Raw genomic sequence first — 24,263 nt, 5'->3', positions numbered from 1 at the left:
CATCATGCGCGGATTACTACGGCGCCGCCGGGGCATCGCCTTCCTGGCCGGGCTGACCGCCACTCTCCTCGCCACGGCATCCGGACTGCCCGCGGTGGCGGCACAGCCGCGTTCCGCCGACCCGCTCCAGCGGCAGGTGGACGCGATTCATGGGACGGGGGCCGTGGGTGTGCTGGCCGAAGTGTCCGGACCGGGCGGCCGGAGCGCCGCGCGTGTCGGGACGGCCGTGGCAGGCAGCCGGATACCGATGCCCTGGAACGGCAGGTTCCGGATCGGCAGCGCGACCAAGACCTTCACCGCCGCGGTTGTGCTGCAGCTCGTAGGGGAAAACCGCATGTCCTTGGACGACACCGTCGAGCGGTGGCTGCCGGGTGTGGTCCGGGGTCACGGCAACGACGGCCGGCGCATCACCGTACGCCAGCTGCTGCAACACACCAGCGGCCTCAGGGACGTGGCCCCCGAGATAGCCGCGCTGAACAGCGCGGCAGGCTATCGGGCGGAGCGGTTTCGTACCTACCCCCCCGGGGAACTGGTGCGGCTGGCGGTGAGCGACGCGCCCAGGTTCCCGCCGGGCAAGGGGTGGTCGTACTCGAACACCAACTACGTCCTCGCCGCGATGATCATCGAAGAGGTCACCGGCCGGAGCTGGGCCCGTGAGGTGAAGGCTCGGATCATCCGTCCGCTGGGCCTGAGCGGGACCTCCGTGCCCGGCACGTTTCCCTTGGTCCGAGGCCCGCACGCCCACGGTTACGCCGCGTTCGGCACCGAGGAGGCCACCGACGTCACGACGCTCGATCCGAGCATGGCCTTCGGCTCCGGCGCGGTCATCAGCACGGCGCACGATCTGAGCCGCTTCTACGCCGCGCTGCTCGGCGGCCGGCTGCTCACCCCGGCGCAACTGGGCGAGCTGACCGACACCGTGGACGCGCCCGAGCTCGGCGTGCGGTACGGGCTCGGGATCGCCGAGATCCCGCTGTCCTGCGGTGGCACCTACTTCGGGCACCGGGGCGAACTGCTCGGCTACACCACCTGGGCCGGTGCCACGGCGGACGGCAGGCGGAGCGCGGCGGTCTACGTCAACAGCGAGGGCGGGCAGGGCACGCAGAACGCCATGACCGCGCTCGTGGACCAGCAGCTGTGTGCGAAGGGCTGACGGGGGGGAAGAGCGAAGGGCCCCGCACACCGTGGTGTGCGGGGCCCAGCTCCGTACAAACGGCTTACTTCTTGAAGCCGTAGTCCATCAGCTTCTTCGCGTCCGACGTGCGGGTCGCCTCCGACGTCGAGGTCAGCACCGTGCCGATCACCGTCTTGCCGTTGCGGGTCGCGGCGAAGACCAGGCAGTACTTGGCCGCCGGGCCGGAGCCCGTCTTCACGCCGATCGTGCCGCTGTACGTACCCAGCAGCTTGTTCGTGTTGGTCCACGACATGTAGCGGTAGCCACCGCTCTTCGTCGTGACCTTCTGCTTGGTCGACTTCGTCTTCACGACCGAGCGGAACGTGGAGTACTTCATCGCGCTGCTCGCGAGCTTCGTCAGGTCGCGCGGGGTCGAGTAGTTGGACCCGTTCCCTATGCCGTCGAACGAGTCGAAGTGCGTGTTCTTCAGGCCGAGCGTCTTGGCGGTGCTGTTCATCTTGCCGATGAACGACTTCACCCGCGCCGCGCGCGTCGAACCGGAGCCGAACTTGTCCGCCAGCGCGTACGCGGCGTCGCAGCCCGACGGCAGCATGAGGCCGTAGAGCAGCTGGCGCACGGTGACCTTGTCGCCCACGATCAGCCGCGCCGAGGACGCGCCCTTGGAGACGATGTAGTCGCTGTACGCCTTCTGGATCGTGACCTTGGAGTCGAGGTTCAGGCCCTTCTGGGCCAGCACCACGCGCGCGGTCATGATCTTCGTCGTCGAGCCGGTGGAGCGGCGGGTGTCCGCAGCCTTGGTGAACAGCGTCTTTCCGGTGCCGTTGTTCATCACGAAGCCGCCCTTGGCGACGATCGAGGGCGCCTTCGGCGCGGCGGCCCGTGCCTTGGCGAAGTAGGGCGCCTTGGGTGCGGCGGCCTGTGCCGTGGAGGCGAACGCACCGCCCGCGATCAGGGCGCCCGTGGTGAGGGCCACCGTGACGGTCGCCGAACCGCGCCTTATGCCCTTAATGCCGAGTTTCAAAGTGAACGCTCCAAATACCCCTGAAAGGCGGCCACATGAGGGTGCCGCCGCGCTGGTAAGACGAACGACCGCCCCGCATGGTTGGGCCCACTCATGGGTGATTTTTTACGACATCCAGGGGCGGCGGGGCGGCCCGCGGCGTTCGCGGGGCGAGGGCGGGCGGTGGCCAGGGGCTACCATCGGCGTCACATCCGAGCGCCCCAGAGGCCGGAGGTCACCGTGGACGATGTCGTGCGTGCGCAGGAGTCCGTCAGGGCATACGGCGAGCTCGTCGCCCTCGCCGAGCGCCTGGAGGCGCTGCGGCAGCTGGGCGAGGACGGCGTCGAGGCGCATACGACGGCCGCGCTGCACGCGGTCCGCTTCGCCGCGACGATCCTGTGGCGGACCGTGCCGGACGTGCCGGAGCCGGACTACCGCCAGGACGAGGAGCGGCTGCTCGAACTGGCCGCGCACTGGCGCGAGGCCGCGCTCGGCCTCGGCGAGTTCGCGCCCCGGCGCCCGACGCTGCGGCTGGTGGAAAACGACGGGTCGTCCGCGTAGCCGCCGGGATAGCGTCCCCGGCATGACGCCTTCCCTGCGCAGTGAGCGCCTGGTCCTCGAACCGTATGTGCCCGCCGACGAGGAGGACTTCGTCGGCCTCTTCATGGACGAGCGGGTTTCCCGCTGGATGGGCGACGGGCCCTGGCCCGAGGAGCAGTACCGCACCACGTTCTCCCGCATCTTCACGCACGCCTACGGCAGCGAGGGCTTCGACGTCTGGGCCGTGCGACGGGGCGGCCGGACGGTCGGCCACGCGGAGATCAAACCAGCCAAGGTCGTGGAGGGGTACGAGCTGATCTACGGCCTCGCCCCCGAAGCGTGGGGCCAGGGCCTCGGCACCGAACTCGCGCGCAGGATCGTCGCGTACGGCTTCGAGGCGCTGGGCCTGGACCAGGTCTACGCGACCGTGGCCGAGCCGAACGCGGCCTCGCTGGCGGCCCTGCGGAAGGTGGGTTTCCAGCACGTCAGGGACATCGCCGAGGAGGACGGCGGCACGACGCTGCTGCTGGCCGTCGGCCGGTAGCCGGCCCGGCGGCGCCCACATCGTGGACGGGACGGTGCTTGCGTGCATGTTGTATCTATGCTGTACGCATGCCAGCCCCCGCTCCCTCCACCGCACCCGTGACCCCGCCCGCGAAGCGGCCCCCGGCCGCGGAGCGCGTCTACACGCACGTCAAGGACGCCGTCCTGGACCGCCGCTACGAGGGCGGCACCCTGCTCACCGAGGGCGGCCTCGCCGAGGCCGTGGGGGTCTCGCGCACCCCGGTGCGCGAGGCGCTGCTGCGCCTGGAGGTCGAGGGGCTGATCAAGCTCTACCCGAAGAAGGGCGCCCTGGTGCTCGCCGTCTCCGCCCAGGAGATCGCGGACGTGGTGGAGACCCGGCTGCTGGTCGAGGAGTTCGCCGCCCGCAAGGCGGTGCCCGCATCCCCGCAGCTGATCAGCCGGCTCGAAGCGCTCCTGGAGGAGCAGCGGCACTTCTCCGGCACCGGCGACCTGGCCACCGTCTCCGTGAAGGACCGCTGCTTCCACGCCGAGATCGTCCGCCACGCGGGCAACGAGATCCTGTCCCGCCTCTACGACCAGCTGCGCGACCGCCAGCTGCGGATGGGCGTCGCCGTCATGGAGGCCCACCCGGGCAGGATCGCCGCCAACATCGCGGAGCACGGCGAGCTGCTGGAGGCGATCAGGTCCGGTGACGCGGACGGCGCAGCCCAGGTCGTGCGCCGCCACGTCGGCCGGGTCAAGGTGCTGGTCCGGGGTGAGGACCGGTGAGTTCCGCCGCCGCGCCCACCCTGCCCCTGCCCGGTGACCCGCCCGGCGGCCGGCGTGCCGCCTGGGTCTGGGGCATCGGCGTCGCCGTCTACTTCGTCGCCATCATCTTCCGGACCAGCCTCGGCGTCGCCGGACTCGACGCCGCCGACCGGTTCGACGTCAACGCCTCGGCGCTCTCCACCTTCTCCATCCTCCAGCTGCTCGTGTACGCGGGCATGCAGATACCCGTCGGCCTGATGGTCGACCGGCTCGGCACCAAGCGGGTCCTCACCCTCGGGGCCGTCCTGTTCACCCTCGGCCAGCTCGGCTTCGCGCTCTCCCCCTCGTACGGCACCGCGCTCGCCTCCCGCGCGCTGCTGGGGTGCGGCGACGCGATGACGTTCATCAGCGTGCTCCGGCTGGGGACGCGCTGGTTCCCGGCCCGGCGCGGACCGCTGATCGGCCAGGTCGCCGCCCTCTTCGGGATGGCGGGCAACCTGATCTCCACGCTGGTCATCGCCCGCGCCCTGCACGGCTTCGGCTGGACGACCACCTTCGTCGGCAGCTCGCTGGCCGGGGTCGTGGTGCTGGTGCTGCTCCTGCTCTTCCTCAAGGACCACCCCGAGGGCTACGAGCCGCCGCGCGCCCGGCACGCCGGCGGGGCGTACGTGCGCAAGCAGATCGCGGCCTCCTGGCGGGAGCCCGGGACCCGGCTCGGGATGTGGGTGCACTTCACCACGCAGTTCCCGGCGATGGTGTTCCTGCTGCTGTGGGGCATGCCGTTCCTGGTCGAGGACCAGGGGCTCGGCCGGGGGACCGCCGGTGAGCTGCTGACCCTGGTGGTCCTCTCGAACATGATGCTGGGGCTCGTCTACGGGCAGCTGATCGCCCGTCACCACGCCGTCCGCGTCCCGCTCGCCCTCGGCACGGTCGGCACGACGGCCGCGCTGTGGGCGGTGACGATCTTCCACCCGGGGGACCACGCGCCGATGTGGCTGCTGGTCGTCCTGTGCGTGGTGCTCGGGGCGTGCGGGCCCGCCTCCATGATCGGCTTCGACTTCTCCCGCCCGGCCAACCCGCCGGAGCGCCAGGGCACCGCGTCCGGCATCGTCAACATGGGCGGCTTCGTCGCCTCGATGACCACGCTGTTGGCGGTCGGCGTGCTGCTGGACGCGACCGGTGACAACTACCGGGTGGCGTTCTCGTCGGTCTTCGTCCTGGAGGCGCTGGGCGTCACGCAGATCCTGCGGCTGCGCGCGAGGGCCGCGCGCCGCGAGCGCGACCACCATGTGATCAGCCGGGTGGAAGCGGTGCACGTGCCGGTGTGAACCGGCCCCGAACGGCGGCGCGCCCGTCCCCCTCGTGGGGGCGGGCGCCGCTGTGTGCCGGGGGGCGTCTACGGGGTGACGGCGAAGTGCTGGAGGATGGCGTCGGCCAGCTCCTGGTCGCCCTCGGTCTTGATCCGGTCCGCCACGGCGGCGGGCCGCACCCGGCCGCAGGCCAGCCGTACGTACGTCTCCCAGTCCATGGACAGCGTCGCGGCGGGCCCGAGCGACGGAGCCACGTCCAGCGAACCGCGCCCTTCGGCGTCGACCCGCACCGTGCGCATGAACTCCAGCGGCCCGTGGACGTCCAGCACCACGGCGGAGTTGGCCGGTGCGCCCGCGCTCTTGGCCACCACCTTCGGCAGCCCCAGCAGCAGGATGTCGCGGGCGACCAGGGCGCCGGGGGTGTCCAGGTTCCCGGGCTTGCCCAGGGTCGTCCGCAGGTCCTGCTCGTGCACCCAGACGTCGAACGCGCGCATCCGCAGCGCCGTCTCCAGGGTCTGCTCCTTGCCCAGCGGCGCCCGCACCATGGTCTCCGGGTCCCGCGTCTCGTTCCGCAGCTGGCGGGAGCGCCGGATGATGGTGTACTCCAGCTCCGAGGTCATCTCCGGCGCGGTGTGGTGGCGCCTGACGTCGACCTGCATCTCCATGTAGCGGGCGAACTCGCTCTGCACGTGGAACAGGTCGCGCGGCAGGGTGTGGATCGGGCGCGGGTCGCCGAGCTGTTCGCACTCCATGCCGATGATGTGCGACACGATGTCGCGCACGGACCAGTTGGGGCAGGGTGTGCGGCCGTTCCACTCCCCCTCGGCGAGCGGGCTCACCAGCTCGGCTATGGACTCGATGGAGTGGGTCCAGGCGTCGGCGTAGGTCTGGAGGCTGGGATGGACGGTCACGGGACCCCTCGTGCGGTTCTGCGGTGCATGGGCAACTGGGCGCGGACGGTCGGGCTGCTGGCTGCGGGCAGCAATGAGGTTCGGTGGCTAAGTTACGCTGCGAGCAGGCACCCCGGCAGTGCTTTCGTGTGACGATCGTAGGCCGGTGTTGACGGCTCGAATGCCAGGACGGTGGTAGTGTGCGCGCCTCCCTCATCCAGATCGCAGTAGACCCGGACGAACCTGTCGGTTCCCGCAGGGAACGCGCCGCCTCGCTGGTGGCGTCGCAGCGGGACGCGGATCTGGTGGTCCTGCCCGAACTGTGGCCGGTCGGAGCCTTCGCCTATACGGCCTTCGAGGACGAGGCCGAGCCGCTGACGGGCCCGACGCACGAGGTGATGGCCAAGGCCGCCGCCGAGGCCGGGGTCTGGCTGCACGCCGGTTCCTTCGTGGAACGGGCCGGGGACGGCACCCTCTACAACACCACGCTCGTCTTCTCCCCCGAGGGCGAGCGGGCCGCCGCCTACCGCAAGATCCACCGCTTCGGCTTCGACCAGGGCGAAGCGGTCATGATGGGCGCCGGGGAGGACCTGGTCACCGTCGCCCTCCCGGAGACCACGCTCGGCCTCGCCACCTGCTACGACCTCCGCTTCCCGGAGCTCTTCCGGGGCTTGGTCGATGCCGGGGCCGAGACCCTGGTCGTCGCTGCCGGGTGGCCGGAGCGCCGCCGCGCCCACTGGACGCTGCTCGCCCAGGCCCGTGCCGTCGAGAACCAGGCGTACGTCCTCGCCGTCGGCTCCGCCGGTACGCACGCGGGCATCCAGCAGGCCGGGCACTCCCTCGTCGTGGACCCCTGGGGCGAGGTGCTCGCGGAGGCGGGCGCGGACGAGGAGGTGCTGACCGTGGAGCTGGACACGGCCAAGGTCGCGGCGACCCGGGACCAGTTCCCGGCGCTGAAGGACCGGCGGCTCGGGCTGGCCGCGCCGAAGATCTGACGTGTGAAGGGCCCCTCGTCTCACGGTTTCACGTGAAACAAGGGGCCCTTCGCGCCGTTGGTGCGGTCAGTCGTCGTGGTCCTTCTCCGCGAGCACGATCACGCACACCGCGACCGCGATCAGCAGCGACGCGTCGGCGTCGTCCCGCACGATGTCGATGCCGTACGTGTCCCGGATGGACAGCCAGCGACGGGAGATCTGGGCCAGCAGTTCGCCGTCGTAGTCGATGGCGAACTCGCGGTCCAGGATCTTGCCGCTGACGTCCAGCTCCGTGCCGTCCGCCAGGGTCACGCGGTAGTGGTTGCGGAGCAGCGACAGATGCTTCTTCTTGACCTTGGCGAGCTGTTCGCCGTCCCGCTCGATCAGCATCGTGTCGCGCAGACTCAGGAGCTTCTGGCGGATCTCCACGACGATCCGGCCCTGCGCGTCCTTCAGCTCGAAGGTGTCGCGCACCCGCATGGCCTTGCCGTCGACCAGGAAGACCTTGCGGCCGTCCGCGTCCTCGATCCAGTAGTCGTCACCGATACCGAAAATGCGCTCACGCACGAGAAGTCTCATGGCTCACAGGTTCCCCGAGCCACCTGTGGAATGCGGGAACGCCACGGTGATGTTGACTGGTCTCATGGCAACACGTGCGCGCGTCAGGGCCCCCGAACTCATCGGCAAGGGCGGCTGGCTCAATACAGGCGACCGGCAGTACACCCTCGCTGACCTGCGAGGACGCATCGTCATCCTCGACTTCTGGACCTTCTGCTGTGTGAACTGCCTGCATGTTCTCGATGAGCTGCGCGAGCTGGAGGAGAAGCACCGCGACACCGTCGTGATCATCGGCGTGCACTCGCCGAAGTTCGTGCACGAGGCGGAGCACCAGGCCGTCGTGGACGCGGTCGAGCGGTACGAGGTCCACCACCCGGTTCTCGACGACCCCGAGCTCGCGACGTGGAAGCAGTACGCCGTACGCGCCTGGCCCACGCTCGTCGTCATCGACCCCGAGGGCTATGTCGTCGCCCAGCACGCCGGTGAGGGCCACGCCCACGCCATCGAGAAGCTGGTCGAGGAGCTGGAGGCGGAGCACGCGGCGAAGGGCACCCTGCGGCGCGGGGACGGGCCGTACGTCGCGCCGGAGCCGGTCGCCACGCATCTGCGGTTCCCCGGCAAGGCGCTACTCCTCGCGGACGGCGGCTTCCTGGTCTCCGACACCACCCGGCACCGGCTGGTCGAGCTGGACCCGGACGGCGAGACCGTGCGCCGGCACTTCGGGGCGGGCGAGCGCGGGTTCGCGGACGGCGGGCCCGACCAGGTCCGCTTCAGCGAGCCGCAGGGGCTCGCCCTGCTGCCCGACGGGCGGATCGCGGTCGCGGACACCGTCAACCACGCCGTCCGCGCCCTCGACCTCACGACCGGGGAGACGACCACCCTCGCCGGCACCGGCCGCCAGTGGTGGCAGGGGGCGCCCACCAGCGGCCCGGCCCGCGAGGTGGACCTCTCCTCGCCGTGGGACGTCGCCTGGTTCGACGGCCGGCTCTGGATCGCCATGGCCGGGGTGCACCAGCTGTGGACGTACGACCCCGAGGACAACGCCGTACGGGTCGCCGCCGGGACCACCAACGAGGGCCTGGTCGACGGGCCCGGCGCGGAGGCGTGGTTCGCCCAGCCGTCCGGGCTCGCGGCGACCGAGGAGCGGCTGTGGATCGCCGACTCGGAGACGTCCGCGCTCCGCTGGGTCGACCGCGAGGGCGCCGTGCACACCGCCGTCGGCACCGGCCTCTTCGACTTCGGCCACCGGGACGGCGCCGCCGACCAGGCCCTGCTCCAGCACCCCCTCGGCGTGACCGCCCTGCCCGACGGGTCCGTCGCCGTCTGCGACACGTACAACCACGCCCTGCGCCGGTACGACCCGGCGAGCGGTGAGGTCACCACCCTGGCCACGGACCTGCGGGAGCCCAGCGACGCCGTGCTGGTGGACGGCGACCTCGTCGTCGTGGAGTCCGCCCGGCACCGGCTGACCCGGCTGCGGCTGCCCGAGGAGGCGGTACGCGTCGCCGAACAGGCGCACCGCACCCAGCGGGCCGCCACCGAGGTCGCCCCCGGCGCGCTCCGGCTCGACGTCGTCTTCCAGGCCCCGGCCGGGCAGAAGCTGGACACCCGGTACGGTCCGTCGACCCGCCTGCTGGTCTCCTCGACCCCGCCCGGGCTGCTGGCCGAGGGCGAGGGCGCGGGTACCGACCTCTTCCGGGACCTCGTCCTCGCGGACGGTGTCACCGAGGGCGTCCTGCACGTCTCCGCGATGGCCGCGTCCTGCGACGACGACCCCGCCAACGAGTACCCGGCCTGCCACGTCCACCAGCAGGACTGGGGCGTCCCCGTCCGCGTCACGGAGGGCGGCGCGGCCCGGCTCCCGCTGGTCCTCGCGGGGATGGACGCCTAGGGCCTGTCGTCAGCCGTCAGCCGTCAGCCGTCAGCCGTCAGCCGTCAGCCGTCAGCCGTCAGGCGGCGGGTCGCCTCCGTGTGGCGGCGTACGTAGTCCGGGCTCGCTGTCACCCGGAGCAGTGCCTCCAGGGCCCGGACCGCGCCCTCGTCGTATCCGGCGCGCTCCGCCTCGGCGGCGGCCTCGTCCAGGAGGCGGATGCCCTCCTCCTCCGCGCCCAGGGCGAGGCGGGCCTCGCCGCTGACGGACAGCAGCAGCACCCGGCGGGCCGCCTCCTCGTGCTCGGGGCCCAGGTCGAAGGCGGTCCGGGCGGAGTCCAGGGCGTCCTGCGGGCGGCCCGCCGTGAGCTGCATCCGGGCGAGGTGCTGGAGCGCGAGCATCTCGGTGTGCGCGTCGGGCTCCTCGCGGGCCAGTCCGAGGGCCCGTTCGCAGCCCTCCAGCGCCACGTCGAGGCCGCCCTGCTCGGCCTGGACGATCGCCAGGTTGATGAGCGCCGTCGCCTCGCCGAGCCGGTCCCCCGCCTGCCGGGCGAGTCCGGGCGAGGGCTCCAGCATGGCGACGGCCTCGCCGGTCCTGCCCTCCTCCGTCAGCACCCAGCCGAGCAGATTGCGGACCCGGGACTCGGCGTACGGATCCTCGCGGGCGACGGCCGCCGCCAGGGCGAGATCCAGCATCGGGGTCCAGCCGTCCCGGACCCGCCACACCACGTGCGGCCACTGGAGCAGGATGATCCGCCACGCCCGGTCGTCGAGCCCGGCGGCCCGGGCCGCGGCGGCCGCCAGGGTCAGGTCCTCGCGTTCCGCGGCCAGCCAGCTCATCGCCTCCGCCCGGTCCGTGAAGTCCCGGGTCGCGGTGGGCGCGTGGAAGTCGTCGGGCAGCACGAAGCAGGGCTCGCCGCCCGGTTCCGCCGTGTCGGCGGCGGCGAGCGCGGTGGCGATGTAGTGGTCCAGCACCCCGATGAGCGCGTCCGGCGCCGCCGCCGGGTCGAGCCCTCGCGCGTACAGCCGCACCAGGTCGTGGAGTATCCAGCGGCCGGGGCCCGCCTCTGTGACCAGATGGGCGGCGGCCAGCCGTTCCAGCGCCGCCCCGGCGGTGACCGGGTCGCTGCCGGCGAGCGCGGCCGCGGTGTACGGGTCGAAGTGGCTGCCCGGGTGGTGGCCGAGGCGGCCGAGGTGGTGGACGGCGTCCGGCGGCAGCTGCTGCACGGTGAGCCGCAGGGCGGCGGACACTCCGGTGTCCTCCACGTCCAGATAGGACAGCCGGCTGCGCTCGTCCGCGAGTTCTTCGGCCATGGCGGCCAGCGTCCACTGCGGGCGCCCCGCCAGCCGGGCCGCCGTCACCCGCAGCGCGAGGGGCAGTCCGCCGCAGAGCTCGGCGAGCCGTCGGGCGGCCACCGGCTCCGCGAGGACCCGTTCCTCGCCGAGCACTCCGGCCAGCAGCGCGGTGCCGTCCGTCGGTTCGAGTATGTCCACCGGGACCGGGACGGCCGCGTCCGAGGCGATCAGCCCGTCGAGCCGGTGCCGGCTGGTGACCAGCGTGACGCAGTCCGCGCCGCCCGGCAGCAGCGGCCTGACCTGCGCGGAGTCCCGGGCGTTGTCCAGCACGACGAGGAGGCTGAGCCGGTCGGTGAGCGAGCGGAACAGGGCCGCCGCTCCGGCCATGGACTCCGGCACCCGGCGGGGCGCGACGCCGAGCGCGAGCAGGAACTCCCGCAGCACTTCGAGCGGGGTCGGCTCCGCGGTGTCCCCGAATCCGCGCAGGTCCGCGAAGAGCCGCCCGTCCGGGAAGGCGGCGGGGGTCCGCCGTGCCCAGTGCAGCGCCAGCGCCGTCTTCCCGACCCCGGCGGGACCGGTGACCAGGCACACCGGCGCCTCCCCGGCCGCGGCCCGCGAGAGCGCGGTCAGCTCGGCGCCCCGCCCGTGGAACCCGCGCGGCGCGCGCGGCAGCAGATCGGCGACGGGCGCGGGTGCGCCTCCGGCGGTGTACAGGGAGGGCGCGGCGTGCACCGGCGCGACGGCCGTCCGGGGCGCGATGACTTGCGTCCCGCCGGACGCATGCGGTGCGGCGGGGCCGCCGTGAGGAGAGGCGCCGGCGGGCACGGGCGGGCCCGCGGTCTTGGCGGTGCCCTCAGGAGCAGCGGGCCCACCGCCCCCCTCCCCGCGCAGAATGCGCGCATACGCGTCCGCCAGCTCGCGGCCCGGGTCGATGCCCAGTTCGTCCGCGAGCAGGCGGCGGGTGCGGTGGAAGCAGTCCAGGGCCTCGGACTGGCGGCCCGAGCGGTGGAGGGCGGTCATCAGGGCCGCCGCCAGGGACTCGCGCAGGGGGTGGGCGACGGCCTCCACGCGCAGGACCGCCGCCGCGCGGTGGTGCTCGCCCAGCTCCCCGTACGCGCGGGCCAGCTGCTCGACCGTCGAGAGGCGGGACTCCTCCAGGGCGTGCGCGGCCGCCTGGAGCGGGGCGCTCGCGAAGGTGCCGGTGAGGGCGGGGCCCTGCCAGAGCGACAGGGCCTCCTTCAGCATCAGCACCGTGTCGGCGGGATCCCGCTGCTCGCGGGCCAGCATCAGCAGTTCCTCGAACCGCTGGGAGTCCAGCAGGGTCTCCGGCGCCCGGAGGACGTACGCGTCGCCGAGCGTCGCCAGCTCGACCCCGTACGCCTGCGCGTCCGCGCCGACCAGCAGGGCGCGCAGCCGCGAGACATGGCCCTGGATGACCGTGCGGGCGTGGAGCGGAGGCTCCTCGTCCCACAGGCAGTCGGTCAGCCGCGCCATGGACACGGGGGTGTTGGCGTGCAGCAGCAGGGCCGCGAGCAGGCTGCGGCGCTTGGCGGGACCGAGGGGCAGCGGCCCGGTCAGCGTGTCGACGCAGACGGTGCCGAGCAGCCGGAACTCCACGAGCGGCTCCCCTTCGGGGTCTGACGCGCCCGGTTCCGGGTCACGGACAAGTGCCCAGAATATCGGGGATTCCGCCGTGGTGTTCCGAGGGTGTGGCCGGATCGCCCCCGGTCACAGGTGCCGTTCGTCGTCGGAGACGACCGTCGTGGTGGGCGGCACGACCATCCGGCGGCGCCGGATGACGCTCGCGTAGACGAAGACGCCGATGATGCCGACGATCATCATGATCCAGCCGACCAGGTCGACGTTGACGCTGTCCAGGTGCCAGTCGGTCGCGAAGGCGAGGATCGCCCCAGCGCCGATGAGGAGAATGCATCCGCCGAGTCCCATGAGTTCCGCCTCCCAGGCGGCCCGGGACCTCCGGGCCGTGTACGGAGCGCGTACCCGGGTCGGCAACGAGCATGCACGGGCGGGAGGTTGGGAAGCCTCCCGCCCCCGCCGGAAGCCCGGGCGTCAGCCGGCCAGGAAGGACGCCAGCGCGTTCGCGAGGAGGTACGGGTCGTCCGCGCCGCACAGCTCGCGGGCGCTGTGCATCGACAGGATGGCGACGCCGATGTCGACGGTCTTGATGCCGTGCCGGGCCGCGGTGATCGGGCCGATCGTCGTGCCGCAGGGCATCGCGTTGTTGGAGACGAACGTCTGCCACGGCACGCCCGCCTTCTCGCAGGCCGCGGCGAACACGGACCGGCCGCCGCCGTCGGTGGCGTACCGCATGTTGACGTTGACCTTGAGGATCGGTCCGCCGTTGACGACCGGGTGGTGCGTGGGGTCGTGGCGCTCCCCGTAGTTCGGGTGGATCGCGTGGCCGGTGTCCGAGGAGAGGCAGACCGTCCCGGCGAAGGCGCGGGCGCGGTCCTCGTAACCGCCGCCCCGGGCGAAGACCGAGCGCTCCAGGACCGTGCCGAGCAGCGGTCCGTCCGCGCCGGTGTCCGACTGCGAGCCGTTCTCCTCGTGGTCGAAGGCGGCCATCACCGGGATGTACGGCAGCTCGGAGTCGGGCTGCCCGGCGACGGCGGCCAGCGCGGCGGTCGCCGCGTGCACCGAGAGCAGGTTGTCCATGCGCGGCCCGGCCAGCAGCTCGCGGTCGCGGCCCAGGTAGGCCGGCGGCTCGACCGGGTGCGGCATCAGGTCCCAGCCGGTGATGTCCTCGGCGTCGACGCCCGCCTCCTCGGCGACGAACCGGATGAGGTCGCCCTCCTCGACGTCCCCGAGCCCCCAGATCGGCTGCATGTGCTTCTGCCGGTCCAGCTTGAGCCCGTCGGTGTTGGCCGACCGGTCCAGGTGCACGGCGAGCTGGGGTACGCGCAGCAGCGGGCGGTCGATCGAAACCAGCCGGTCCGTGCCGTCGCGGAGCGAGATCCGGCCGGCGAGACCGAGGTCGCGGTCCAGCCAGGTGTTGAGCAGGGTGCCCCCGTAGACCTCCACGGCGACCTGGCGCCAGCCGTACGCGCCGGTGTCCGGAATCGGCTTGACCCGCAGGTTCGGCGAATCGGTGTGCGCACCGGCGATCCGGAACGGGGTGTGCGCCCCGGCGCCCTCCGGCACGTACCAGGCGACGATCGCGCCACCGCGCAGGACGTACTTGCCGCCGGTGGTTCCGTCCCAGGCCGCGGTCTCCTCCACCTGCCGGAATCCGGCCTTCTCCAGCCGGGCGGCGGCGGTGGCCACGGCGTGGTACGGGGAGGGCGAGGCCATCAGGAAGGCCATCAGATCGTCGGTGTGCCCGCGGTCGAAGCGGAGGGAGGAACTCATGTTCTTCACTGTAGCCAGACGTGGCCGAAAGGATTCCCTGTCGCCCCCCGGCCCACCGTGCCCATCATGCGGCCGCCGCCCCCGGAAACGGATCCGGGGGCGGCGGGCGGCAGAGGTGCGGGGCGGCTCCTAGAAGGCGGCCTCGTCCAGCTCCATCAGGGAGTTGTCGACGGCCTCGGCGAGCGCGCGCTCGGCGCCGACGCCCGGGAGGACGTTCGCGGCGAAGAACTTCGCGGCGGCGATCTTGCCCTGGTAGAAGGGGACGTCCTTCGCGGAGGCCGTCGGCAGCTTCTCGGCGGCCACGGCCGCGCCCTTGAGGAGCAGGTAGCCGACGACGACATCGCCGGAGGCCAGCAGCAGGCGGGTGGTGTTGAGGCCCACCTTGTAGATGTTCTTCACGTCCTCGCCGGTCGCGGTGAGGTCGGTGATCATCGTGCCGACGATCGCCTCCAGGTCCACCGCGGCCTTCGCGAGGCTGTCCAGCGCACCGGACAGCTCCTCGTGGTCCTGGGCGCCCGCGAGGAACTTCTTGATCTCCTCGGAGAGCGCGTTGAGCGAGACGCCCTGGTCGCGGACGATCTTCCGGAAGAAGAAGTCCTGGCCCTGGATGGCCGTGGTGCCCTCGTACAGGGTGTCGATCTTGGCGTCGCGGATGTACTGCTCGACCGGGTACTCCTGGAGGTACCCGGAGCCGCCGAACGTCTGGAGCGACTGCGCCAGCTGCTCGTACGACTTCTCGGAGCCGTAGCCCTTGACGATCGGGAGGAGCAGGTCGTTGAGGCCGTGCAGCGCCTTGGCGTCCTCGCCCGCGGCCTCCTTCTCCTGGATCGCGTCCTGGACGGAGGCGGTGTAGAGGACGAGGGCGCGCATGCCCTCGGCGTACGCCTTCTGCGTCATCAGCGAGCGGCGCACGTCGGGGTGGTGCGTGATGGTGACCTTCGGCGCGGCCTTGTCCATGAACTGCGACAGGTCGGTGCCCTGGACGCGCTCCTTGGCGTACTCCAGCGCGTTCAGGTAGCCGGTGGAGAGCGTGGCGATGGCCTTCGTGCCGACCATCATGCGGGCGAACTCGATGATGCGGAACATCTGGCGGATGCCGTCGTGCTTGTCGCCGATGAGCCAGCCCTTGGCGGGGTGGCGGTCGCCGAACGTCATCTCGCAGGTGTTGGACGCCTTGAGGCCCATCTTGTGCTCGACGTTCGTCGCGTACACGCCGTTGCGCTCGCCCAGCTCGCCGGTGGTCCAGTCGAAGTGGTACTTCGGGACCAGGAAGAGGGAGAGGCCCTTGGTGCCCGGGCCCGCGCCCTCGGGGCGCGCCAGCACGTAGTGGAGGATGTTCTCCGACATGTCGTGCTCGCCCGAGGTGATGAAGCGCTTCACGCCCTCGATGTGCCAGGAGCCGTCCTCCTGCTCGACGGCCTTCGTGCGGCCCGCGCCGACGTCGGAGCCGGCGTCCGGCTCGGTCAGCACCATCGTCGAGCCCCACTGCTTCTCGACGGCGATCTCGGCGACCTTCTTCTGCGCCTCGTTGCCCTCCTCGAAGAGGATGCCGGCGAACGCCGGGCCCGAGGAGTACATCCAGACGGCCGGGTTCGAGCCGAGCAGCAGCTCCGCGTAGCCCCAGATCAGGGAGCGGGGCGAGGTGGTGCCGCCGATCTCCTCCGGCAGGCCCAGGCGCCAGTACTCGGAGTCCATGAACGCCTGGTACGACTTCTTGAACGTGTCGGGGACCGGCGCCGTGTTGGTCTCCGGGTCGAAGACCGGCGGGTTGCGGTCGGCGTCCGCGTAGGAGTCGGCGAGCTCGTTCTCGGCGAGGCGGGCGACCTCCTCGAGGATGCTCTTCGCGGTGTCGACGTCCATCTCCGCGAACGGTCCGGTGCCGTACAGCTTGTCGCGCCCGAGGACCTCGAAGAGGTTGAACTCGATGTCGCGGAGATTCGACTTGTAGTGCCCCATGGGAAGGCTCCGTAATCAATAGCAGTGGCGCGCAGCGCCCCGTGGAGGGGTGGCCCGGACCTATCAGGTGACCTCTACGATGATGCTACCCGTGAGTAATAAGACGCAACCCCCTGAGCCCCGGATGTGGCCGATTACTCTTTGTTCCATGTACGGCTACGACCAGAACCAGGGCGCTCAGCAGCCGATGGGGGGCGGCTACGGCGAGCAGCCGCTGTACCCCGAACCCTCGCCGCCGTCGCTGGGTGACGCGGTACGGGCCTTCACGACCGGCTCGCTGGCCGCCGAGGACTTCCAGCAGGTCTTCGCGACCTCGAAGGTCTACTGCCCGCGCGGCGACAACCCGGGCTTCCTCGCGCTGCACAACACCCAGCAGCCGGTGATCCCGATGTTCACCACGCTCAAGGAGCTGCGGCGGTACGCGGGCAAGGACTCCAAGTACTTCGTGATCACCGGTGCCGAGGTGATCGACCTGCTGCCCACCGGCTACGGCTTCGTCCTGGACATGGAGGGTGAGCACCGGATGGTCTTCGACGCCAAGGCCGTCGAACAGATGGTCGATTTCGCGATGCGCCGCATGTACGGCTGATCCGCCGCCCGAGGCTTCCGGAAGGGGCCCGTACCGCTCTCGGTACGGGCCCCTTCCGGCTGTCCGGGGGCGCGCGGGAATGCGGGGTGCCTTGCGGGATGTTCACTATTCAACTAAATTGATGGCAGTACCGTCCCCCGGAGGTGGCTCCCATGCCCGCAGTGACCGTCGAGAATCCGCTGACCCTGCCCAAGGTGGCCGCTTCCGGCGACGCCGCGGCCCGTCCCGTGCTCGCCGTGACCACGGCGCCGAGCGGCTTCGAGGGAGAGGGCTTCCCGGTCCGCCGCGCCTTCGCGGGGATCAACTACAAGTACCTCGACCCGTTCATCATGATGGACCAGATGGGTGAGGTGGAGTACGCGGCGGGCGAGCCGAAGGGCACGCCCTGGCACCCGCACCGCGGCTTCGAGACCGTGACCTACCTGATCGACGGCAGCTTCATCCACCAGGACTCCCACGGTGGCGGCGGCACCATCGGCAACGGCGACACCCAGTGGATGACCGCCGGGTCCGGGCTCCTCCACATCGAGGCGCCGCCGGAGTCCCTGGTCATGACGGGCGGCCTCTTCCACGGCCTCCAGCTCTGGGTGAACCTGCCGAAGGCCGACAAGATGATGGCCCCGCGCTACCAGGACATCCGCGGCGGCCAGGTCCAGCTGCTCGCGTCCCCGGACGGCGGCGCGCTGCTCCGCGTGATCGCCGGTGAGCTGGACGGCCACGAGGGCCCCGGCATCACGCACACCCCGATCACGATGATCCACGCCACCGTGCGCCCCGGCGCCGAGGTGACGCTGCCCTGGCGCGAGGACTTCAACGGCCTCGCGTACGTGCTCGCCGGGCGCGGCACCGCCGGTGCGGAGCGCCGCCCGGTCCACATGGGCCAGACCGCCGTCTTCGGCGCCGGCTCCTCGCTGACCGTGCGCGCGGACGAGAAGCAGGACGGGCACACCCCGGACCTGGAGGTCGTCCTGCTCGGCGGCCGCCCCATCCGCGAGCCGATGGCGCACTACGGCCCGTTCGTGATGAACAGCCAGGCCGAACTGAAGCAGGCCTTCGAGGACTTCCAGGCCGGCCGCCTCGGCACCGTGCCCGCCGTCCACGGCATGTGAGCCGCGCTCCTGCCCGGGCCGCCAGCGTGTGACGCCCCGTCACTCGTACGGCGGCGCGGGCGGGACACCGCTGCCGGGCCGTGATCGGCTGGCAGGGTGCAGACCCCGAAGCCACTCCTGCCCGAGGGCGCCCGGCGGACCGCCGCCTGGTGCGGTGTCGTCCTGCTGGTCACCGGTGTCGCCGCCGTCGCCGTCTGGCTGTGCATCATCTTCAAGACCGCCGTCACGCCCGTGCTGCTCGCCCTGCTCGGTACGGCGCTGCTCGGCCCCGTCCACCGCCGGATGACCACCCACGGGGTGAACCGCTCGCTGGCCGCCGCGGTCACCTGCGCGGTGCTGATCGCCGTGGTCGGCGGCGCCGGCTACATCGTCGTCGCCGCGCTGGTCGAGACCGGCGACCAGATCGTCCAGTCGCTGAAGGACGCCGGGCAGTGGGTCGTCGACCACTTCCAGGTCGCGGACGACATCGACGTGAACGACCTGGAGGCCAGTGGCCGCAAGCTGGTCGAGAAGTTCGGCGCGACCGCCGCGGGCGGGCTCCTCACGGGCCTCAGCCTCCTCGGCTCGCTCATCGCGACCAGCGTTCTTGCCCTGCTGCTGACCTTCTTCTTCCTCCGTGACGCGGACCGGGCCGCGGGCCTCGCCCACTCCCTGGCCCCGCGCGGCACCGGCGACATGGTCGAGGCGATGGGCCGGCGGGCCTTCGAGGCCGTCCAGGGCTTCATGCGCGGGACGACGCTCATCGCCCTGATCGACGCCGTCTGCATCACGGTCGGGCTGCTGATCCTGCGGGTGCCGGGCGCGGTGGGGCTCGGCGCGCTGGTGCTGGTCGGCGCCTACATCCCGTACCTCGGCGCGTTCATCTCCGGGGCCGTGGCCGTGCTGGTGGCCCTCGCGGACCGGGGGTTCGCGATCGCGCTCTGGGCACTCGGGGTGGTCCTCGCCGTCCAGGTGCTGGAGGGCCACATCCTCCAGCCGATGATCCAGAGCCGTACGGTCCAGATGCACCCCGCGATGATCCTCATCGCCCTGACGGCGGGCGCGAGCGTCGCGGGCATCCTCGGGATGCTGCTCGCGGTCCCGCTCTGCGCGGCGGCCTTCGGCATCATCGGCGAACTGCGCAAGGGCGGGCGGACCGCGCCGGAAGAGGGCTCCTAGTGCCGGACGGGTCCTAGTCCAGGTCCAGGTCCGGGAAGGCCGGTTCCGGGTGCTCGGCCTCGTTCAGCTCGAACCAGATCGACTTGCCCGCACCCCGCGGATCGACGCCCCACTTGTGCGCGAGCATCTCCATCAGCACCAGGCCCCGGCCGCTGGACGCCATCTCGCCGGGCCGCCGCTTGTGCGGCAGCTCGTCGCTGCCGTCGGACACGTCGACCCGCAGACACCGTTCCCCCGGCGACCCGGTCGCCTGGGCGACCATCAGCGCGTCCCCGTCCGTGTGCACCAGCACGTTCGTGGCGACCTCGGAGAGCAGCAGCACCGCCGCGTCGACCTGGTCGGGGTCCGCCCAGTCGTGCAGCAGCTCCCGCAGCAGCTGCCGGGCCGTCGAGATCCGCTCCGGTTCCGCCTGGGCGATGGACAGCGCGGTCCGCCGGGGCGCGGGCGGGGACGTGACGGAGCCCTCGCGCCGCAGCAGCAGCACCGCCACGTCGTCCTCGCGCCGGTCCGCGAGCGGCCCGGTCGTGTAGTGCGAGCCCGGCCCGTGCACCGCCTGCACCAGCGCGTCCGCGAGCTTCTCCAGGTCGCCGGTGTGCCGTTCCAGGATCGGCCGGAGCCGGACCCAGCCGGTGGCGAGGTCGTGGCCGCCCGTCTCGATCAGCCCGTCCGTGCAGAGCATGATCGTTTCCCCGGCCTGCAGCACGACCCGGGTCGTCGGATAGCCCGCGTCCGCCTCGATGCCCAGCGGCAGCCCGCCCTCGGTCTGTCGGATGACGGCGGTGCCGTCGGCGGTCATCACCACCGGGTCCGGGTGGCCGGCCCGCGCGATGTCCAGCACGCCGGTCTCCGGGTCGGCCTCCGCGTACAGGCAGGTCGCGAAGCGCGCGGCCGTGGAGTCGTCGTCCTCGCCGGGGTCGGTGAGGCCGGAGAGGAAGCGCGAGGCGCGCGCCAGCACCGCGTCCGGGCGGTGCCCCTCGGAGGCGTACGCACGCAGGGCGATCCGGAGCTGGCCCATGAGGCCCGCCGCCCGCACGTCATGGCCCTGGACGTCACCGATCACGAGCGCGATGCGGCCGCTGGGCAGCGGGATCAGGTCGTACCAGTCGCCGCCGACCTGGAGGCCGCCGCCCGTCGGCACATAGCGCGCCGCCACGGTCATCCCCGGGATGTCCGGGCCGAGCGAGGGCATCATCGTGCGCTGGAGGCCCAGCGACAGCTCCCGCTCGGTGTCGGCGGCGCCCGCCCGGTCCAGCGCCTGGGCGAGCATCCGGGCCACGGTCGTCAGCACCGACCGCTCGTCCGGCGAGAAGGCCACCGGGTGCCGGAAGCCGGCCATCCAGGTCCCCATCGTGCGCCCGGACACGATCAGCGGCAGAAAGGCCCAGGAGCGGCGCCCGAACCGCCGGGCCATCGGCCAGGTGGCCGGGTAGCGGTCCCGGTACTCCTCCGGCGTCGGCAGATAGATCGCCCGGCCCGTCCGCACGACCTCCGTGGCCGGGTAGTCCGTGTCCAGCGGCATGTCGGTGAAGGGCCCCTCGTCGCTGAGGGAGTGCCCGTGCTGCCCGACGACCGTCAGCCGCTCGCCCTCGACGCCGAAGACCGCCAGGCCGTCCGGCGAGAACCCGGGCATGGAGAGCGAGTAGGCGACCCGCAGCACCTCCGTGGTGGACCCGGCCTCTGCCAGGGCCCGCCCCGCGTCCAGCAGGAACGCCTCGCGGGAGCGCCGCCAGTCGCCGGTGATCGCGGTGTGCGTCCCGACGGTGCCCGGCGGGGGCTCGGCGACCTCCTGGAGCGTGCCGACGAGCACGTAGTCCCGGCGGCACTCACCGGCCGGGACCGGCTTGGAGCGGCTGCGCACCGTGCGCAGGACCCGGCCGCTGCCGTCCACGATGCGCAGCCGGGCCTCGGCCAGGGTGCCCTCGGCCACGGCAAGGCTGACCACCCCGGCGATCTCGTTCCAGTCGACGGGGTGGAAGCGGGAGCGGACCTCCGATTCGCGGAAGACGCCGGGCTCGGCGGGCAGCTCAAGGAGTCGGGCGGCCTCCGCGTCGAGCGTGACCGTCCCGGCTCCGTTGTCCCAGCGCCACAGCCCGGTCGCGGTCGCGGCCAGCACATCCTCGGTGCGCATTGCCCCACTTTAAACCGGCATGCGCGGCAAGGGCACGGGTGCGGTCCCCCGGACGATCTTGGCTCGGACAATGACAATGAAACGCTCCGGTCGCGGGCGGTAGCCTGGGAGGGCTGAATTTCCCCCAACCGCGAAGACTGGATGAACGACGATGCATCGGTACAGGTCCCACACCTGCGGCGAGCTCCGCGCCTCTGACGTCGGCACCGACGTCCGGCTGAGCGGCTGGCTGCACAATCGCCGAGACCTGGGCGGCATCCTCTTCATCGATCTGCGCGACCACTACGGTCTCGTGCAGCTCGTCGCCCGCCCCGGCACGCCGGGCAACGAGGCCCTGGCGAAGCTCACCAAGGAGACCGTCGTCCGGATCGACGGCAAGGTCTCCGCGCGCGGCACCGAGAACGTCAACCCGGACCTGCCGACCGGCGAGATCGAGATCGAGGTCTCCGAGGTCGAGGTGCTGGGCGAGGCCGGCCCGCTGCCCTTCACGATCAACGCCGACGACGGCGTGAACGAGGAGCGGCGCCTGGAGTACCGCTTCCTGGACCTGCGCCGCGAGCGCATGCACCGCAACATCATGCTGCGCTCCGCCGTGATCGCCTCGATCCGCTCCAAGATGGTCGCCCTCGGCTTCAACGAGATGGCGACGCCGATCCTCACCGCGACCTCCCCCGAGGGCGCCCGTGACTTCGTCGTCCCGTCCCGGCTGAACCCCGGCAAGTTCTACGCGCTGCCGCAGGCCCCGCAGCAGTTCAAGCAACTGCTGATGATCTCGGGCTTCGACCGCTACTTCCAGATCGCGCCCTGCTTCCGCGACGAGGACGCCCGCGCCGACCGCTCGCCCGGCGAGTTCTACCAGCTCGACGTCGAGATGTCCTTCGTGGAGCAGGAGGACGTCTTCCGGCCGATCGAGAAGCTGATGACCGAGCTCTTCGAGGAGTTCGGCAACGGCCGCCACGTCACCTCGCCGTTCCCGCGCATTCCGTTCCGCGAGTCGATGCTGAAGTACGGCAACGACAAGCCGGACCTGCGCGCCAAGCTGGAACTGGTCGACATCTCCGACGTCTTCGCGGACTCGGAGTTCAAGGCGTTCGCCGGCAAGCACGTCCGTGCCCTTCCGGTCCCGGACACGGCGGGCCAGTCCCGTAAGTTCTTCGACGGCCTCGGCGAGTACGCCGTGGAGCACGGCGCCAAGGGCCTCGCCTGGGTGCGCGTCGGCGAGGACGGCACGCTGGCCGGGCCGATCGCCAAGTTCCTCACCGAGAGCGACGTCAAGACGCTCACCGAGCGGCTCTCGCTCGTCCCGGGTCACGCCGTCTTCTTCGGCGCGGGCGAGTTCGAAGAGGTCTCCAAGATCATGTCCGCCGTTCGCGTCGAGGCCGCCAAGCGGGCCGGCCACTTCGAGGAGGGCGTCTTCCGGTTCTGCTGGGTCGTCGACTTCCCGATGTACGAGAAGGACGAGGAGACCGGAAAGATCGACTTCTCCCACAACCCCTTCTCGATGCCCCAGGGCGGCCTGAAGGACCTGGAGGAGAAGGACCCGCTGGACATTCTCGCCTGGCAGTACGACATCGTCTGCAACGGCATCGAGCTGTCCTCCGGCGCCATCCGGAACCACGAGCCCGAGCTGATGATCAAGGCGTTCGAGATCGCCGGCTACGACCGCGAGACCGTGGAGCGCGAGTTCGCGGGCATGCTCAAGGCGTTCCGCCTCGGCGCCCCGCCGCACGGCGGCATCGCCCCGGGCGTCGACCGCATCGTGATGCTGCTCGCCGACGAGCCGAACATCCGCGAGACGATCGCCTTCCCGCTCAACGGCAACGCGCAGGACCTGATGATGGGCGCGCCCACCGTCCTGGAGGAGACCCGCCTCCGCGAGCTCAACATCCAGCTCCGCAAGCCGGCCGCGCCGGCGAAGGACGCGCAGAAGTAGTTCCACCTGTTTCACGTGAAACAGCCCCCGGCCGCCACTGGCCGGGGGCTGTTCGCGTGAGAGGCACGCAGCGGTTCCGATTAAGCACAGGAATCACCTGAACGGTTACGGCCGGATGGGCTCCGCCCCGGATTGGGCGGTGACGCGGGCGGCAATGACTGGCTGGGCCGACATCGGCGCATCCACTGCTGAGGAGCCCTCCGTGCCCGTGCCCCGTTCGCACGCACCCCTGCGCCTGCCGCACGTCGTCTGCTCCCTCATCCTGCTCATCCTGCTCATCCTGCTCGTGCTGCTCGCCGGCTGCGGGGCGGGCGGCTTCGCCGGTACGGAGATGAGCGGGGCCGCCACGGAGCCGGCGCGGATCAAGGGCGTACCGGGGCCGCCCGGGGCCGCGGCGTCCGCAGGGGCCTCCGCTGCGGTCTCCGCCGGGGCGCCGCGAGGGTGGTCGTCCTTGCCGTCGGCCCCGGCGGCCTCGCCGCAGCCCGCGGAGCTCCCCGGCCTCGGGCCGAAGACCCGGGCGGCGGTCCCGGCCACGGCCCGGCAGGCGTTCGTGGTGACCGGGGACTCGGTGGACTCCAACCGGTCGACCGCCGTCCTCTACACCCGCGACGGGCCCGCCGGGCCGGGCTGGCGGGCCACGCTGGGCCCCTGGCCCGCCCACAACGCCCTCAACGGCTGGACCGGCGAGCACTGGGAGGGCGATCTGCGCTCACCGATCGGGGTCTTCACGCTGACCGCGGCGGGCGGCCGCCTCGTGCCCCCGGACACGGCCCTCCCGTACGACCTGAGCCCGGACTTCCGCGTGACGGGCGAGGGGTTCCACGGGGAGCCGCTGGAGGGCTCCTTCGACTACGTCGTCGCCATCGACTACAACCGCCTCCCCGGCACCTCCCCGCTCGACCACACCCGCCCCCTGGGCGAGGAGCGCGGCGGCGGGATCTGGGTGCACGTGGACCACGGGGGGCCGACCCAGGGCTGTGTCTCGGTCACCGAGGACCGGATGAAGCAACTCCTGGGCGCCCTCGACCCGGCCATGAAGCCCGTCATCGTGATGGGGGACGCGGAGGCGCTGGGCCGCTGAACCACCTCGGCCGGAGAGCTTTGCGAAACCTCTCTTCCCGTATCAAGGACGCATCCTGGGAGGGAGTGGACACGCATGCACGAGGCGAGGGACATC

General features: G+C 71.8%; 20 protein-coding genes. 12 read left to right on the top strand and 8 right to left on the bottom strand.

The window, feature by feature from the left end; translation table 11 throughout:
* The first annotated feature begins 4 nt into the window (after positions 1–4).
* Complete coding sequence (locus tag OHS17_RS16215; RefSeq protein WP_330312757.1) at positions 5–1,153, top strand: serine hydrolase domain-containing protein; 1,149 nt, start codon at positions 5–7, stop codon at positions 1,151–1,153.
* A gap of 64 nt (positions 1,154–1,217) precedes the next feature.
* Here OHS17_RS16215 and OHS17_RS16210 read toward each other — a convergent pair whose 3' ends face one another.
* Positions 1,218–2,156: a D-alanyl-D-alanine carboxypeptidase family protein gene (locus tag OHS17_RS16210; RefSeq protein WP_330312756.1), complete on the bottom strand. Its 939-nt coding sequence runs from the start codon at positions 2,154–2,156 to the stop codon at positions 1,218–1,220.
* Positions 2,157–2,375: 219 nt separating this feature from the next.
* Between OHS17_RS16210 and OHS17_RS16205 the strand changes: the two genes are divergently transcribed.
* The 4 genes from OHS17_RS16205 (at position 2,376) to OHS17_RS16190 (ending at position 5,275) form a co-directional block, all read left to right on the top strand.
* Positions 2,376–2,696: a hypothetical protein gene (locus OHS17_RS16205; RefSeq protein ID WP_330312755.1), complete on the top strand. Its 321-nt coding sequence runs from the start codon at positions 2,376–2,378 to the stop codon at positions 2,694–2,696.
* Positions 2,697–2,718: 22 nt separating this feature from the next.
* Positions 2,719–3,219 carry a GNAT family N-acetyltransferase gene (locus OHS17_RS16200; RefSeq protein ID WP_330312754.1) on the top strand — a complete coding sequence of 167 codons (501 nt, stop codon included), beginning with the start codon at positions 2,719–2,721 and terminating at the stop codon, positions 3,217–3,219.
* A gap of 68 nt (positions 3,220–3,287) precedes the next feature.
* Positions 3,288–3,968 (top strand): GntR family transcriptional regulator, encoded by a 681-nt coding sequence (locus OHS17_RS16195; RefSeq protein ID WP_330312753.1) that lies wholly within the window; start codon positions 3,288–3,290, stop codon positions 3,966–3,968.
* Positions 3,965–5,275, top strand: coding sequence for an MFS transporter (locus tag OHS17_RS16190; RefSeq protein ID WP_330312752.1), 1,311 nt, complete (start codon positions 3,965–3,967; stop codon positions 5,273–5,275). The genes OHS17_RS16195 and OHS17_RS16190 overlap by 4 nt, the downstream gene beginning before the upstream one ends.
* 68 nt (positions 5,276–5,343) lie before the next feature.
* Here OHS17_RS16190 and OHS17_RS16185 read toward each other — a convergent pair whose 3' ends face one another.
* Positions 5,344–6,168, bottom strand: coding sequence for a maleylpyruvate isomerase family mycothiol-dependent enzyme (locus OHS17_RS16185; protein ID WP_330312751.1), 825 nt, complete (start codon positions 6,166–6,168; stop codon positions 5,344–5,346).
* 179 nt (positions 6,169–6,347) lie between these two features.
* On the opposite strand from OHS17_RS16185, the gene OHS17_RS16180 reads away from it, so the two are divergent.
* On the top strand, positions 6,348–7,142 hold the full coding sequence (locus OHS17_RS16180) for a carbon-nitrogen family hydrolase (RefSeq protein ID WP_330312750.1): 795 nt from the start codon (positions 6,348–6,350) through the stop codon (positions 7,140–7,142).
* A gap of 66 nt (positions 7,143–7,208) precedes the next feature.
* Here the strand turns inward: OHS17_RS16180 and OHS17_RS16175 are convergent, their stop codons facing one another.
* Positions 7,209–7,700, bottom strand: a complete 492-nt coding sequence (locus OHS17_RS16175) for an LURP-one-related/scramblase family protein (protein ID WP_026171377.1) — start codon at positions 7,698–7,700, stop codon at positions 7,209–7,211.
* Between the two features lie 64 nt (positions 7,701–7,764).
* Between OHS17_RS16175 and OHS17_RS16170 the strand changes: the two genes are divergently transcribed.
* Positions 7,765–9,570, top strand: a complete 1,806-nt coding sequence (locus tag OHS17_RS16170) for an NHL domain-containing thioredoxin family protein (protein ID WP_330312749.1) — start codon at positions 7,765–7,767, stop codon at positions 9,568–9,570.
* 44 nt (positions 9,571–9,614) lie between these two features.
* Here OHS17_RS16170 and OHS17_RS16165 read toward each other — a convergent pair whose 3' ends face one another.
* The 4 genes from OHS17_RS16165 to OHS17_RS16150 all read right to left on the bottom strand — a co-directional run bounded on the left by OHS17_RS16165 (position 9,615) and on the right by OHS17_RS16150 (position 16,169).
* Positions 9,615–12,461 (bottom strand): AfsR/SARP family transcriptional regulator, encoded by a 2,847-nt coding sequence (locus tag OHS17_RS16165; protein ID WP_330312748.1) that lies wholly within the window; start codon positions 12,459–12,461, stop codon positions 9,615–9,617.
* 111 nt (positions 12,462–12,572) lie between these two features.
* Positions 12,573–12,791 (bottom strand): DUF6458 family protein, encoded by a 219-nt coding sequence (locus OHS17_RS16160; RefSeq protein ID WP_018101993.1) that lies wholly within the window; start codon positions 12,789–12,791, stop codon positions 12,573–12,575.
* A gap of 123 nt (positions 12,792–12,914) precedes the next feature.
* On the bottom strand, positions 12,915–14,213 hold the full coding sequence (locus OHS17_RS16155) for a M18 family aminopeptidase (RefSeq protein WP_330312747.1): 1,299 nt from the start codon (positions 14,211–14,213) through the stop codon (positions 12,915–12,917).
* 129 nt (positions 14,214–14,342) lie between these two features.
* Positions 14,343–16,169 (bottom strand): acyl-CoA dehydrogenase, encoded by a 1,827-nt coding sequence (locus OHS17_RS16150; RefSeq protein WP_330312746.1) that lies wholly within the window; start codon positions 16,167–16,169, stop codon positions 14,343–14,345.
* Between the two features lie 148 nt (positions 16,170–16,317).
* Here OHS17_RS16150 and OHS17_RS16145 point away from each other — a divergent pair, with 148 nt between their 5' ends.
* From OHS17_RS16145 to OHS17_RS16135, 3 genes are all read left to right on the top strand, one after another.
* Positions 16,318–16,758 carry an SseB family protein gene (locus tag OHS17_RS16145; protein WP_018101996.1) on the top strand — a complete coding sequence of 147 codons (441 nt, stop codon included), beginning with the start codon at positions 16,318–16,320 and terminating at the stop codon, positions 16,756–16,758.
* A gap of 152 nt (positions 16,759–16,910) precedes the next feature.
* A complete protein-coding gene (locus OHS17_RS16140; RefSeq protein WP_330312745.1) occupies positions 16,911–17,867 on the top strand; it encodes a pirin family protein in 957 nt (318 codons plus the stop codon).
* 96 nt (positions 17,868–17,963) lie between these two features.
* On the top strand, positions 17,964–19,025 hold the full coding sequence (locus OHS17_RS16135) for an AI-2E family transporter (RefSeq protein WP_330312744.1): 1,062 nt from the start codon (positions 17,964–17,966) through the stop codon (positions 19,023–19,025).
* Between the two features lie 13 nt (positions 19,026–19,038).
* Here the strand turns inward: OHS17_RS16135 and OHS17_RS16130 are convergent, their stop codons facing one another.
* Positions 19,039–21,153 carry an ATP-binding SpoIIE family protein phosphatase gene (locus tag OHS17_RS16130; protein ID WP_330312743.1) on the bottom strand — a complete coding sequence of 705 codons (2,115 nt, stop codon included), beginning with the start codon at positions 21,151–21,153 and terminating at the stop codon, positions 19,039–19,041.
* 151 nt (positions 21,154–21,304) lie between these two features.
* Between OHS17_RS16130 and aspS the strand changes: the two genes are divergently transcribed.
* Together aspS and OHS17_RS16120 are read left to right on the top strand one after the other, a co-directional pair.
* Positions 21,305–23,086: an aspartate--tRNA ligase gene (aspS, locus tag OHS17_RS16125; RefSeq protein WP_330312742.1), complete on the top strand. Its 1,782-nt coding sequence runs from the start codon at positions 21,305–21,307 to the stop codon at positions 23,084–23,086.
* A gap of 202 nt (positions 23,087–23,288) precedes the next feature.
* Positions 23,289–24,167, top strand: coding sequence for a L,D-transpeptidase family protein (locus OHS17_RS16120; protein ID WP_330312741.1), 879 nt, complete (start codon positions 23,289–23,291; stop codon positions 24,165–24,167).
* The last annotated feature ends 96 nt before the right edge of the window (positions 24,168–24,263 follow it).

Origin of the sequence: Streptomyces sp. NBC_00523 (genome assembly GCF_036346615.1) — a bacterium.
In the GTDB taxonomy this organism is placed as follows: Bacteria; Actinomycetota; Actinomycetes; order Streptomycetales; family Streptomycetaceae; genus Streptomyces.
The sequence above is the reverse complement of the archived record's forward strand: the minus strand, read 5'-3'. Positions and strand labels throughout refer to the sequence as shown.

Excerpts from the sequence above, each read along its gene's own strand:
- OHS17_RS16150 (WP_330312746.1), bottom strand. The coding sequence starts at position 16,169 with ATGGGGCACTACAAGTCGAATCTCCGCGACATCGAGTTCAACCTCTTC.
- OHS17_RS16175 (WP_026171377.1), bottom strand. The coding sequence starts at position 7,700 with ATGAGACTTCTCGTGCGTGAGCGCATTTTCGGTATCGGTGACGACTAC.
- OHS17_RS16170 (WP_330312749.1), top strand. The coding sequence starts at position 7,765 with ATGGCAACACGTGCGCGCGTCAGGGCCCCCGAACTCATCGGCAAGGGC.
- OHS17_RS16200 (WP_330312754.1), top strand. The coding sequence starts at position 2,719 with ATGACGCCTTCCCTGCGCAGTGAGCGCCTGGTCCTCGAACCGTATGTG.
- OHS17_RS16195 (WP_330312753.1), top strand. The coding sequence starts at position 3,288 with ATGCCAGCCCCCGCTCCCTCCACCGCACCCGTGACCCCGCCCGCGAAG.
- OHS17_RS16130 (WP_330312743.1), bottom strand. The coding sequence starts at position 21,153 with ATGCGCACCGAGGATGTGCTGGCCGCGACCGCGACCGGGCTGTGGCGC.
- OHS17_RS16215 (WP_330312757.1), top strand. The coding sequence starts at position 5 with ATGCGCGGATTACTACGGCGCCGCCGGGGCATCGCCTTCCTGGCCGGG.
- OHS17_RS16155 (WP_330312747.1), bottom strand. The coding sequence starts at position 14,213 with ATGAGTTCCTCCCTCCGCTTCGACCGCGGGCACACCGACGATCTGATG.
- aspS (WP_330312742.1), top strand. The coding sequence starts at position 21,305 with ATGCATCGGTACAGGTCCCACACCTGCGGCGAGCTCCGCGCCTCTGAC.
- OHS17_RS16145 (WP_018101996.1), top strand. The coding sequence starts at position 16,318 with ATGTACGGCTACGACCAGAACCAGGGCGCTCAGCAGCCGATGGGGGGC.
- OHS17_RS16140 (WP_330312745.1), top strand. The coding sequence starts at position 16,911 with ATGCCCGCAGTGACCGTCGAGAATCCGCTGACCCTGCCCAAGGTGGCC.
- OHS17_RS16160 (WP_018101993.1), bottom strand. The coding sequence starts at position 12,791 with ATGGGACTCGGCGGATGCATTCTCCTCATCGGCGCTGGGGCGATCCTC.